This window comes from Paenibacillus sp. FSL K6-0108, assembly GCF_045040695.1.
Classification (GTDB): domain Bacteria; phylum Bacillota; class Bacilli; order Paenibacillales; family Paenibacillaceae; genus Paenibacillus; species Paenibacillus pabuli_B.
On sequence record NZ_CP150288.1, the window covers coordinates 6,743,660 to 6,756,744 of the forward strand.

Here is a 13,085-nt window from a genome sequence, read left to right on the forward strand (position 1 = left end):
GGATGGCTCGCCGGGCTTTATTGATCTTCATCTACAGGGAACTGCTCATCTTCATCGTCCTGGATATCCGCTCGATCAGCAAGGACCACCGTCCGAGTGACAATATCGCCGTCTGTTTGCATCAGCAGTTTGACCTTCTGTCCTGGCACATACGTTTTGAGCAGCTCATTGATATCCACCACAGAGGACACACGTGTGCCTGCCACACTGTATAATACATCTCCCTCTTTGATTTTGGCTTTCTTCGCTTGAGGTGACAGCACGCCCGTAATTGTCAAAGGATCATCCGTAGGCAGGCCTACAATCGCTGACCAGCTCTCTTCAAGTTGCAATCCGAGGCTTGCACGCTTGATTTTTCCGTATTCAAAGAATTGATTAATAATATATTGAACGGTATCTACTGGAATCGAAAATCCCATGCTCTCGATACCCACTGCTGAAAATTTCATAGAGTTAATACCGACGACTTCCCCTTTGAGGTTGACCAGCGGTCCGCCGCTGTTGCCTGGGTTAATGGCCGTATCTGTTTGGATCAAGCGATAGGTGGCCTCCACTCCGCGATTAAGACCACTGATTACGCCCACTGTCGCCGAGTTGCGCAAAGAGAAGGAAATCGGTGTGCCGATGGCAATAACGGTTTCTCCAACGGTTGTTTTTGAAGCTTTGGCGAAGGTCGCCGGTTTAAGAGATTTGGCATTAATTTTGATTAGAGCGATATCGCTTAACGGGTCACTGTATGTTTTGGTGATTTTATATGTATTGCCATCGGTCGTCACGACCACTGGATTGATTAATCCATCAACCACATGGGCATTCGTCACAATCCAGCCGTTGGAGCGTATGATCACGCCAGTACCGTGAGCCAGGTTATAGCGATCCGATGTGATACCATCCTGTGATTCAGTAGATTTGCCGATGATGCCTACAACAGATGGAGATACTTTTTCAATTACTTTTGGAACAGCTTCACTGCCCTTATACTGAAACGTTCCAGATTTGGCGTCATATTGCCCACTTCCTCCGAGCGCTTTGACTAAATCCTTTGAACTGACATATACTTGTCCATCTACCACTTTGGCTTGCATACTTGATGAAGACTCCGCTGCTCCAGCCGTTGCTGCAACACTGATCGAGAGTACAGCAGCCACCAGTATGGCTATGCCCTTTTTCCCCAACACTCTCATTCTCTCACCTGACCCTCTCTGTATATCCTCCGTTATGCAACCAAACGTTAAGATCCATCGTTGAATCTTTTTCTCTATTATCTTTGCAATACCGGTATCCTCCAATTTAACATACAAATTATTCCTCTACAATTGCTTTAAGACCTAATTTCCATAGAGAAGACCCTATTATCCAAACCACTCTGCAAAACACAAAAAAACACCCTCCTTAACTGCCTGGAAAGTGTTTGTCTGTTCTTCTACCTACTGTTTTCATGTAAGTTCAGCGGTGTCTCTACGAACCAAACCAACCGGTAATCATGGCGTAATCCGTCAAAAGGAATACCAGCAGACTGACCACTGCAAATCCGATAGCAAATAAATTCTTCTTCGGTGCGCGAATCAGGCGAACTACTCCGATGAAAATCAGGATCGTAAACAAGATGACAAAAATATCAAACGCATTAAAATTCGAAGTACTCGCCGCGGCAGCTTCTGCAAACAGCATGGATAGACAGACCTCCTCACCATAGTTGAACATACATTTTGCATAAATCCAATGACTGAATCCCCATCAGCATGAAGTAAATTGAAATAAGGCTATCACTTCCAACTTACAACTTACAACTTGTACCCTGAACCGATTCAAGTCATGCAAAATGCCGAATGCTAACGCATACCCTAATATCTTCCTCTATGTTATCTGTACCCTGCTTGTAATGCAAGCCCTATCATCCATAAAAATGAAAAAAATCCAGTTAGGCAATAGATTGATGGAATGCTTGCTCTACCGCATATGTAAACACTTTCACTAATGTCTGAATGAGATTTAGACAACGGCAAAATATCAGAAAACCCTTCTCCTCGGAAGAAGAGGACATCAGCTCATACACCGATGCCGCCTACTTCATGAAAAAAAGGGTTAGATATTCACAATCAACCTGTATACTGGAGCATTTACTCCGTCAATTGTAACGTCTTGCTTCGTTCCGTATCCCGCTCCAACACTGGTTTCAAATACTTACCGGTATAGGAAGCTTCCACCTTAATAATATCCTCAGGCGTACCTGTCGCAACAATGGTTCCGCCACCACTTCCACCTTCCGGACCCAGATCAACGATATAATCGGCTGTTTTGATAACATCCAGGTTATGCTCAATAACCAGTACAGATTCACCAGAATCGACCAGACGATGCAGGACGTTCAGCAGACGATCAATATCATCCACATGAAGACCAGTTGTTGGCTCATCCAGAATATATATCGTTTTGCCTGTACTGCGACGATACAGCTCGGAAGCGAGCTTCACGCGTTGTGCTTCACCGCCGGACAACGTTGTTGCAGGCTGGCCCAAATTAATGTAGCCCAGACCCACGTCGAGCAAGGTTTGCATTTTGCGATGAATTTTCGGAATGTTCTCGAAGAATTGCGTTGCATCCTCTACCGTCATTTCCAGCACATCTGCAATATTTTTGTTTTTGTATTTAACTTCAAGGGTTTCGCGATTGTACCGTTTGCCTTTGCAGACCTCACAAGGCACGTAGACATCTGGCAGGAAGTGCATCTCAATTTTGATAATACCGTCCCCACGACATGCTTCACAACGTCCACCTTTAATATTAAAACTGAACCGACCTTTTTTGTATCCGCGCACTTTGGCTTCATTGGTCTGTGCAAACAGATCACGGATGTCATCAAAGACGCCTGTATACGTAGCCGGGTTGGAGCGTGGTGTCCGTCCAATTGGCGACTGGTCAATATCAATGACTTTATCGATATGTTCCAGTCCCCGAATCTCTTTATGCAGACCTGGGCGTACACGTGCGCGATTCAAATCACGAGCCAGCGTTTTATACAAAATCTCATTAATTAGCGTCGATTTACCCGAGCCGGATACACCCGTTACTGCGGTAAATACACCAACCGGAATTTTTACATTCAGGTTTTTCAGATTATTTTCCTTCGCTCCGCGCACTTCCAGCCAGCGGTCTCCGACACTACGACGTTCGGTACGTACCGGAATAAACTTGCGACCGCTTAGATATTGACCCGTTAACGAGTTCTCGTCATTCATGATTTCTTCAGGTGTGCCCTGCGACATGATAGTACCACCGTGGATACCTGCTCCCGGACCAATATCGATAATATAATCGGCGGCCATCATTGTATCCTCATCATGCTCAACCACGATCAGTGTGTTACCGATATCCCGCATGTGAGCGAGTGTGGAGATCAGACGATCATTATCCCGTTGATGCAGGCCGATACTCGGCTCATCCAGAATATACAGCACGCCCATCAGGCTGGAACCAATTTGTGTTGCCAGTCTGATCCGCTGAGCTTCACCACCAGACAACGTTCCTGCAGCACGGCTCAGGGTCAGGTAATCCAGTCCTACGTTCACCAGGAAGCCGAGACGGCTGTTGATTTCTTTTAAAATAAGTTTGGAGATCATTTCCTCTTTCTCACTCAATTGCAGCGAATCGAAGAAACGGCCAGCTTCCCCAATGGACAAACTTGTCACATAAGCCATGTTGTGGTCGTTAATCGTAACAGCAAGGCTTTCACGTTTCAGTCGCTGTCCTTTACATGATCCACACGGCTTGGCACTCATATAACCTTCAATGAATTCACGGATACCTTCGGATGCTGTCTCACGGTAACGACGCTCCAGATTATTCACAATACCTTCAAAGGTAACCAGTGCTTCTTTCCGTTGTCCAAAATCATTCTCGTACCGGAAACGAATTTTCTCCGTACCTGTACCCTGCAACAGCTTGTTCATTTGGTCAGCAGGGAGATCTTCTACAGGTACGTTTTGCGGGATGTTAAAGTGTTCGCATACCGACTTGAGGAACTGTGGATAATAGGTTGATGTGCCACCTGTCCACGCATCAAACGCACCGTCTTCAATTGTTTTGCTGCGATCCGGCACCAGTAAGTCCGGATCAACAATCATTTTGACACCTAATCCATCACAGTCCGGGCAGGCTCCAAATGGGCTGTTGAACGAAAACATGCGCGGCGCCAGCTCTTCAATACTGAATCCACACACCGGGCAGGCAAAGTTGGAACTGAAACGCAGTTCTTCTTCACCCATAATATCTACCAGTAGTTGTCCACCGGACAGATTAAGTGCAGTCTCAATCGAATCGGCCAAACGTGATTGCACATCTTCCTTGATCACGATCCGGTCAACAACAACTTCAATCGTATGCTTTTTGTTCTTCTCCAATTGAATATCTTCAGACAGATCACGTAGTTCCCCGTTCACCCGAACACGGACAAAACCTTGTTTCGAGATATCGGAAAACACACTTTTGTGTTCACCTTTGCGTCCCGAGACAATCGGTGCCAGAATCTGCAACCGGGTCCGCTCAGGATATTGCATCACGCGGTCTACCATCTGCTCTACGGTCTGAGATGTGATCTCCACGCCATGATCCGGACAATGAGGATGTCCGATACGCGCAAATAACAGACGCAGATAGTCATAAATTTCAGTAACCGTTCCGACGGTAGAACGCGGGTTACGACTTGTCGTTTTCTGATCTATGGAAATAGCCGGTGACAACCCTTCAATCGAATCGACATCCGGTTTCTCCATCTGTCCCAGGAACTGCCGTGCATAAGCCGATAATGATTCAACGTAACGTCGCTGTCCTTCGGCATATATCGTATCAAAAGCCAGCGAGGACTTGCCTGAGCCACTTAGACCAGTCAATACAACAAAACGGTCCCGCGGGATGGTGATATCAATGTTTTTGAGGTTATGCGCTCGTGCGCCTTTGATGACAATGTTCTCGCTCGCCAATGGTATTCATCCTCTCAATGTTGAAATTCCAACCTTATCATTCCAACCTTTTTTAAAGGCTTTTCGATCCCTCCCAAACCCTCCCTTCCAAGGGAGGGCCCCAGAGGGCGCAGCCCTCTGGACACCCGAAACAGGCGGTGCAATTGTGATTGGTCGGGTCTTGCTATGTGAATGGTTGTTGTGTGCCCGCAGCTTCATCCAGGATCCGGCCTCTTGGCCGGTATCCTGAATGACTGCTCTACCACGAGAGCGCCGCTCACGGCTTCGCCTCGCTCGCGAAGGTCGCCATTGCCTTTGGCTCGGCTCCCCTTGAACACCAGGACGCTCACGGCTTCGCCTCGCTCGCGATGGTCGCCATTGCCTTTGGCTCGGCTCCCCTTAAACACCAGGACGCTCACGGCTTCGCCTCGCTCGCGATGGTCGCCATTGCCTTTGGCTCGGCTCCCAAGGACACAACTTTCAATTGCTTTCCTATAAACCTTTTAACCAATTTCAAGTTTTCTATCAGTATAGACCTGATTATCCGTTTTCAACATGTCTAATTATCGGAAGATACTACTGATTTCTTTACTCAACAAGAGAACGGCCACCCGGCCGTTCTCTTGTTGCAGATCTCATTACTGTGCCTATATCTTAACTTGTGCTATCTGCCTTAACGATCTATTCTGCGCGCAGCTCCAACAATGCATCACGAAGTTCAGCAGCACGCTCAAACTGCAGGTTTTTGGCTGCGTCTTTCATCTCTGCTTCTAGGCGCTGAATAAGCGCCTGGCGGTCCTTCTTCGACATCTTCTCGGCAGCGCCTGTAAGATAGTCCTTCTTGGATTCAGCAACTTTGGTTGCTTCAATCACATCACGCACTTTTTTGCGAATCGTCTGTGGTGTAATGCCATGCTCTTCGTTATATGCGATTTGAATGGCACGGCGGCGTTCCGTTTCCTTAATCGCTTTATCCATCGAATCCGTCACTTTGTCACCGTACAGAATGACTCGACCTTCGCTGTTCCGTGCTGCCCGACCAATCGTTTGGATCAGTGAGCGTTCTGAGCGTAGGAAGCCTTCCTTGTCGGCATCCAAAATGGCTACCAGAGAAACTTCCGGAAGATCCAGACCTTCCCGGAGCAAGTTGATTCCGATCAGCACATGGAATGTACCCAGCCTTAGATCACGCAGGATTGCCATACGCTCCAACGTCTTGATCTCGGAGTGCAAATAACGTACCTTGATTCCGATCTCCTTCAGATAATCTGTTAAATCCTCGGACATCTTCTTCGTTAATGTGGTGATCAGAACCCGCTCATCTTTCGCAATCCGATCGTTAATCTCACCAATCAAGTCATCAATCTGCCCCTTCGTTGGACGCAGTTCAATAATTGGATCAAGCAAACCGGTTGGACGAATGATCTGTTGGACCATCGTATCCGTATGCTCTATCTCGTAAGGACCCGGTGTCGCGGAGACATAGATGATCTGATTCATCTTTTCTTCGAACTCTTCGAATTTGAGCGGACGGTTATCCAGGGCAGATGGCAGACGGAATCCGTGATCAACTAGTACAGTCTTCCGTGCTTGGTCACCGTTATACATGGCACGAATCTGTGGCAGAGTTACGTGAGACTCATCGACCACAATCAACATGTCATCCGGGAAATAGTCCAACAATGTGTATGGTGTATCGCCACGTTCGCGGAACGTCAATGGTCCGGAGTAGTTCTCAATCCCTGAACAGAACCCGACTTCCTTCATCATCTCGATATCGTAACGTGTACGCTGCTCCAGTCGCTGAGCCTCCAGCAGTTTCCCCTGTTCTCTCAGCACTTCAAGACGTTCTTCCAGTTCACGCTCAATGTTCACCAGCGCCACTCGCATCGTCTCTTCCTGGGTTACGAAGTGAGATGCCGGGAAGATGGCAATATGTTCACGTTCGCCAACCAGTTCTCCGGTTAACACGTCAATCTCCGTAATTTTCTCAATCTCATCACCGAATAATTCCACCCGAATCGCATGTTCACCCTTGGATGCCGGGAAAATCTCGATAACGTCACCGCGAACGCGGAACGTGCCACGCACAAAATTAATGTCATTTCGCTGATACTGAATCTCTACCAGACGAGACAAAATCTGATTACGCGGCTTCTCCATGCCTACCCGCAGTGACAACAGCATGCTGGAATAATCATGCGGCGAACCCAAACCATAGATGCAGGATACACTCGCTACAATAATGACATCCCTGCGCTCAAACAACGAGCTGGTCGCCGCATGCCGCAGCTTGTCAATCTCTTCATTAATGCTCGAATCCTTCTCGATATACGTATCGGATGAAGGAATGTAGGCTTCTGGCTGATAGTAGTCGTAGTAACTGACAAAATACTCAACCATGTTATTCGGAAAAAAGTCTTTGAACTCACTTGCAAGCTGTGCTGCCAGCGTTTTATTGTGGGCAATAATCAGTGTGGGACGTTGCAGCTTGGCAATCGTCTGTGCAATAGTGAACGTCTTGCCCGTACCGGTTGCACCCAGCAGCGTCTGATATCTCTTCCCCTCCTGAACACCCTTCACCAATTCTTCTATGGCTACTGGCTGATCACCTTGGGGAGAAAACTCTGACTCGATTTCGAACGTTTTGTCGCTCATTATAATATCGCTCATTGCCGTATCTCACCCTATCGTCTAAAATAATAGTCACTATATATTGTCGAAGTTCCCCGAATTTACATATGGGAAAACTTATAGTAATAAGAATATTTGTTCCCGTTTGATTATACCTCGTCTGTGCAAGTGATGCAATCGCGAAGTAAAGATAGGAGTGGGTTAATTTATGGATATTGCGACACTTATCGGCATTATTGCCGGGATTGCCGCAGTCATTAGTGGTTTTTTGTGGGAAGGTGGTCAATTATCCGGTCTGATGCAAAAGACGGCTGCTCTAATTGTATTTGGTGGAACGATTGCCGCAGTTGTTGCCAGTTTTCCTGCACATCGGCTGCGTACGATTCCTGCTGCCCTCCGCATGGCCTTTGGGCGTAACAACAATGACTCGAGCCAGTGGGTTGAAGAACTTGTAGATATGTCTTCAATCGCCCGCCGCTCAGGCGTGCTTGCACTGGAACGAAAAGTAATGGACCATCCGCATCCATTTTTGCAAGATGGTATTCAGATGGTTGTCGATGGCACAGATCAGGATGTTGTTCGCCAGATCATGGAGATGGAGATTGATTCCGTCGAACAAAAATATGAAGGTTACGCCAAAATTTTTGAATCAGCAGGCGGTTATGCTCCAACGATGGGTATCATTGGTACCGTGATGGGACTTATTCAGGTACTCGGCAGTCTGACCGATCCTACAGGACTCGGACCAGCGATTGCTGTTGCCTTTACGGCAACCCTATACGGGGTCGCTAGCGCCAATCTTATCTTTTTACCCATTGCATCCAAAATTAAATCCCGTGGCGCAGACGAAATTCAGACAATGGAAATGCTGATCGAAGGTGTACTTTCCATCCAGAACGGGGAAAACCCCCAACTTGTGCGTAAACGGCTGGAGTCCTTCACCCTTACTCACCGCCAGTCCACACGCCCTGTAGTGAAGGAGGGATTGGATGAGTCGGCGCAGTAAACGGCGCGGAAAACGTGAACCTGGAGATCATCGAGATCGCTGGATGATTACCTATGCCGATCTCATTACCCTGCTGCTGATCTTTTTTGTGATTATGTATGCGATGAGCCATCTGGATTCTGGCAAATACGATGTGGTTACCCAATCGTTGCAAAATACATTTAACCAATCCAATTCCCTGCTTGACCAAGGTGAAGGGATTGCTGGTACTGCGGGACAAGCCATTACCAAAAATCCACCTTCCCAGATTCAGGGAGAAGATCTCGGAGAAGGCGAAGGATCCTCTTCCGGCTCCGAAACAGGTACGTCAGATGATGACGATCAGCCACTTACGGAGCGGGAGGAGCAATTCAGATCACAGGAGCAGGAACTGCAAAATCTGTTCAATGTGATTACCCAGTATATCGAGGACAATAAACTGGAAAACCAGATTTTTGTTGCGGACAAGCCGCAAGGCATCTCCATTACACTCAGCGACCGCTTCCTGTTTGATCAGGGCAAAGCCGCACTCAAAAGTGATGCTGCACCCACACTGAGCAAATTGGCAAGCCTGTTCCGTGATCTGAGCACTGTTGTCAGCATTGAAGGGCATACGGATAACGTTCCTGTCGGGGCAAACGCTACCTATAAGGACAATTGGGAGCTTTCCGGGGAACGTGCACTGTCTGTATTGCGATTTTTTCTCGATAAAGAAAAGCTTGACCCAGACGGTTTTCAATATGCAGGATACGCGGATACCCGCCCAACTGCGGATAATACCACCGCCGCAGGGCGGCAAAAAAATAGACGTGTGGAAATCACCGTCTTGCGTCAACTCCAGCCTTAAATTGTATTATTTCGCATAAAGCAGCATCAAATCAATTTAAAAAGCACGTTCTAACTGAATTCGATTCAGCAGAACGTGCTTTTGGTTTTATACATCTGTAGTTCTATTCTTAAAGCAACGGATCACTTGTTTTCTTCGTTTTACAGCAATGGAACACGATGTGATTACCTTCATCCATACAAGCGATTTCACACATCATGCATCTACGCCTGGCTGGCTGGGACGAAGAATCGCAGAACCCACCGTCAGCAGGATGGCTGCCATGCCAAACAGAATCAGCAGCGGTAGTGCAATGTCCGACAGCGTGCCGCCAGCAGAGATCGTTTCCACGGCTTGAATTGCCCATTTCTGCGGAACAAAATTAGCGAGTTTTTGCATATAGTCCGGCATGATCGACAGCGGCCAGAAACAGCCGCCAATCATACACGTCGGTGTGATAATCAGCGAATTCAGCATGTTTGCATTTTTGGATTCACGAATCAGACCTGCTACCGTACTCGCAATCCCCATGGACACCAGCATAAAAGCGGCCAAAATAAGAAGATGGATGCCAAATGGAATCCCCGCATCATAATGAAGCACCCATCTGCTAATCCCCAGGACCAACACAATCTGAATCAAACCGATCGCAAAACTTCCCAGAAAATTGCCCAGTGCGATTTCATAGGCGCGAACCGGAGCTGTGTAAATTCTTGCCATCGTACGCTGCCTGCGGTCTTCCATAATAACAGCAACTGTACTGGTCAAGAGACCCATCATAAACATGATTGTAAATCCGGTCACGTTGTTCAGACCCGGTTTGGGATAAATCTGCAGCTCTGTTGCTTGACCTGAAACTTGATGTTTGCCCAGTTCAAGTAATAACTCTTTAAACTTTGCTTCAGCTTGAGCCGGATCGGGAGTCTCACCCGAAGCCGTATCTCCGGCTTCCAATACTGCTGAAGCAGATTGATTCAATCCCGCTGCCAAACCTTCAATCGCAGCTCTCAGCGTATAGGAGCTTTCACTGACACGAAGTTCTACCAGCTGAATTTCAGGATGTTTGTCTTGCAGTAAATGGTCCGTATAATGCGCCGGGATTACGAGGCCGGAACTCCCCCTTTGCTGCTCGATGGCCTCCTTAACTTCCGCAACGTTGTTCATGGGTTTGAGGAGATACTCCTCTTTGTGACCAAGCTCATCCAATATCCATCTGCCTGCTTCGCCCTGATCCTCGTTTACATAAGGAATGACCGCACGTGTCCCCTCCTCGCTCCCAAACAGCGCAACTGTTCCTGTGACGACAAGGCAAGGAAGAAGAAAGAAGGCAATGAAACCCCGTTTGCGCAATATCGTTCGTCGGATCATCAACCAGGCAATATTCAGGCTATTCATAGCGGTATCCCACCTTTCTATAGATCAGTGCCGTTGCCGCTACTAATACCGTACATACCGCACCAAGCATCATGATGCTGTACATAATCTCACTTACGGGAGCATCCAGCATCATCCGAAGAAAACTTTGCAAAGCCCAGTGATTTACCGTAAATTCGCTTATCCTCTGTACAAAACCAATGGCAATGGGTGTAAAACCACCGCTGATAAATGTCATGGCAATAATGATGCCTTGAAGGGCGGCACTTGCCGATGTGGCATTTTTGCAGACCAGAGCAACAATTACACCAAGAGTCATCGCAGCCAGCGTAATCAGCACACAGATCAGAACAATCAGCCAGGGATGTGTACCCCAGTTCACACCGTATAACCAATGTGTCATCAGTACGATGAGGATGGCCTGCAAGAAAGCAAGAAGGCTGTTGCCTGCAATTTTCCCTGCAAAGATGACTCCGTTGCCAATCGGAGCTGCCTGCAGGCGGGTTAGCGTTTTTTTGTCTCTTTCACCAAACAGGCTGTTGCTGGTTGTCATGCCCGAGTAAAGCATGAACATGGCGAGCATGGAAGCCGCATAGTATTGTGAAGCACTATAAGAGGTTTCCACTTTTCCGGGACTGCTAACGGCTATATATGAAGTGCTGGCGCTATTAGTCTGTGAATACTCAGCCATTGCAGCTACTGCGTCGGGCCCTAACACTTTCGCCGCAGCAACCTGTCTGTTCAGTTCATCCGTAAACCGCGTAAACAAAGTCTGACCCACGACGTTGAGTGTGCCATCTTTCCCCAGTATCCATTGCAACCTTGCCTCTTCCCCTTTCATGATCTGCTCTTCCAGATTGGATGGGATGATTACGGCAAAATCCAGGTCACCACGTCGCAGTGCACTTACAGCCTCTTCCTCCGTAGAAATGTTCTGCACCTTCATCATGTCGGCTACCGCCGGGGATGTCACAAATGTATTTAAAGCTTTGCTGATCGCATCGGAACCGGAATTTTCTTTAGTTTGAATGATCCCTACTCTCGCCGGTCCAGGTATGGCTTCTTTTGCCGTCCCCATTGTACTGGAAAGTGCAGTACCCAATATAAAGATGAGCAGCAGCGGCAGAATAAACAGATTCAGCAGAACCGAGCGAATTCTCAGAATCCGCCTCAACTCAAAGATGCAAATATGCCATATGTTCATCTGAGAATCCTCCTAGTCCCGGAGCGTACGCCCGGTCAGATTGAGGAAAAGCGTTTCCAGATCAGGCTCTTCGACCTTGAGCGATTGAATGGAGATTTCATGTTTGCTGCAAATGAAAAGCATGTCCTGAAGATCCTGCTGCGCAGAAGGCAGCGTAACGGTCAATGTATCGTCTGTTACTTCTACCGCCCGCACACGGGGGTGAAGCTTTAACTCCTCCACAACATCGAGACCAATACCCGAAGTGGTGAGCACTATTTTTTCCTCAGATGCAACTCGTTCTCTCAGTTCTGCTTCGGTGCCACAGGCAATGATGTGCCCCTGATCCATAATTGCTACCCGGTGACTGATTGCAGCAACTTCCTCCATGTAATGACTTGTATAAATGATGGTTGATCCCATCCGGTTAAGCGTGCGCACCGACTCCAAAATATGATTGCGCGATTGCGGGTCTATGCCCACTGTCGGTTCATCCATAATGATTAAATCCGGGCGATGCATAATGGCACACGCAATGTTCAGCCTGCGTTTCATACCACCAGAGAACGTGGATGGGGCATCCTTCGCCTTGTCCTGCAAACCTACAAATTCGAGGGATTCCTGCACTCTTTCTTTAAGCATCTTTCCACGCAGTCCGTACAGCCGAGCAAAAAAAGTTACATTCTCCGCAGCAGTCATCGTTTCGTATAGAGCCAGATCCTGTGGTACCAGCCCGATTTTGCGTTTCACTTCAAGTGGCCGTTCCTTGACCGATATGCCATCCAACCGAATTTCACCTTGATCCATCTTTAACAGACCGGCAATCATGCTAATAGTGGTACTTTTCCCTGCTCCATTCGGTCCAAGCAATCCAAAAATCTCGCCTTTGCCTACACTCAGATTTAAATGATCCACCGAGAGCTTGCTGCCGTATCGTTTTACTACATGATCCACTTCAAGCATAGCCATAGATTATACACTCCTCTTCCGTCCAACTTCCTGCGACCGGATTTCATATCTGTATTGTATCGAATTGTGATCTTCTGCGAAGGTACGAAAGGTCATGAAACAAAGGTGACTTAAGTCATCTTCGGTTGGAAAAACTGCCTATGATATAATCGACAT

General features: G+C 47.5%; 9 protein-coding genes. 2 read left to right on the forward strand and 7 right to left on the reverse strand.

Annotated elements, in window-relative coordinates; genetic code table 11:
- Nucleotides 1-17 precede the first annotated feature (17 nt).
- From MHB49_RS30775 to uvrB, 4 genes are all read right to left on the reverse strand, one after another.
- The gene (locus tag MHB49_RS30775; protein ID WP_405154100.1) at nt 18-1,184 is read right to left on the reverse strand and encodes a S1C family serine protease; all 1,167 of its coding nucleotides are present in this window, start codon (nt 1,182-1,184) and stop codon (nt 18-20) included.
- Between the two features lie 274 nt (nt 1,185-1,458).
- A complete protein-coding gene (locus MHB49_RS30780; protein WP_090903589.1) occupies nt 1,459-1,671 on the reverse strand; it encodes a hypothetical protein in 213 nt (70 codons plus the stop codon).
- Between the two features lie 449 nt (nt 1,672-2,120).
- The gene (gene uvrA, locus MHB49_RS30785; protein ID WP_405154101.1) at nt 2,121-4,979 is read right to left on the reverse strand and encodes an excinuclease ABC subunit UvrA; all 2,859 of its coding nucleotides are present in this window, start codon (nt 4,977-4,979) and stop codon (nt 2,121-2,123) included.
- Nucleotides 4,980-5,639: 660 nt separating this feature from the next.
- Nucleotides 5,640-7,631, reverse strand: a complete 1,992-nt coding sequence (gene uvrB / locus MHB49_RS30790; RefSeq protein WP_405154102.1) for an excinuclease ABC subunit UvrB — start codon at nt 7,629-7,631, stop codon at nt 5,640-5,642.
- Between the two features lie 169 nt (nt 7,632-7,800).
- Here uvrB and MHB49_RS30795 point away from each other — a divergent pair, with 169 nt between their 5' ends.
- On the forward strand, nt 7,801-8,598 hold the full coding sequence (locus MHB49_RS30795) for a flagellar motor protein (protein ID WP_247899555.1): 798 nt from the start codon (nt 7,801-7,803) through the stop codon (nt 8,596-8,598).
- Complete coding sequence (locus MHB49_RS30800) at nt 8,582-9,424, forward strand: flagellar motor protein MotB (protein WP_405154103.1); 843 nt, start codon at nt 8,582-8,584, stop codon at nt 9,422-9,424. Before MHB49_RS30795 ends, MHB49_RS30800 begins: the two co-directional genes overlap by 17 nt.
- Before the next feature lie 195 nt (nt 9,425-9,619).
- Here MHB49_RS30800 and MHB49_RS30805 read toward each other — a convergent pair whose 3' ends face one another.
- From MHB49_RS30805 to MHB49_RS30815, 3 genes are read right to left on the reverse strand one after another with little or no spacing between them, the layout of a single operon-like run.
- Nucleotides 9,620-10,798 (reverse strand): ABC transporter permease, encoded by a 1,179-nt coding sequence (locus MHB49_RS30805; RefSeq protein ID WP_405154104.1) that lies wholly within the window; start codon nt 10,796-10,798, stop codon nt 9,620-9,622.
- Nucleotides 10,791-11,981, reverse strand: coding sequence for an ABC transporter permease (locus MHB49_RS30810; protein ID WP_405154105.1), 1,191 nt, complete (start codon nt 11,979-11,981; stop codon nt 10,791-10,793). Before MHB49_RS30810 ends, MHB49_RS30805 begins: the two co-directional genes overlap by 8 nt.
- A gap of 12 nt (nt 11,982-11,993) precedes the next feature.
- Entirely contained in the window at nt 11,994-12,929 is a 936-nt protein-coding gene (locus MHB49_RS30815; protein ID WP_405154106.1) for an ABC transporter ATP-binding protein, read from the reverse strand.
- Nucleotides 12,930-13,085: the final 156 nt, after the last annotated feature.

Coding starts and splice junctions, on each gene's coding strand:
- MHB49_RS30780 (WP_090903589.1), bottom strand. CDS start 1,671: ATGCTGTTTGCAGAAGCTGCCGCGGCGAGTACTTCGAATTTTAATGCG.
- uvrB (WP_405154102.1), bottom strand. CDS start 7,631: ATGAGCGATATTATAATGAGCGACAAAACGTTCGAAATCGAGTCAGAG.
- MHB49_RS30795 (WP_247899555.1), top strand. CDS start 7,801: ATGGATATTGCGACACTTATCGGCATTATTGCCGGGATTGCCGCAGTC.
- MHB49_RS30775 (WP_405154100.1), bottom strand. CDS start 1,184: ATGAGAGTGTTGGGGAAAAAGGGCATAGCCATACTGGTGGCTGCTGTA.
- MHB49_RS30810 (WP_405154105.1), bottom strand. CDS start 11,981: ATGAACATATGGCATATTTGCATCTTTGAGTTGAGGCGGATTCTGAGA.
- MHB49_RS30815 (WP_405154106.1), bottom strand. CDS start 12,929: ATGGCTATGCTTGAAGTGGATCATGTAGTAAAACGATACGGCAGCAAG.
- MHB49_RS30800 (WP_405154103.1), top strand. CDS start 8,582: ATGAGTCGGCGCAGTAAACGGCGCGGAAAACGTGAACCTGGAGATCAT.
- MHB49_RS30805 (WP_405154104.1), bottom strand. CDS start 10,798: ATGAATAGCCTGAATATTGCCTGGTTGATGATCCGACGAACGATATTG.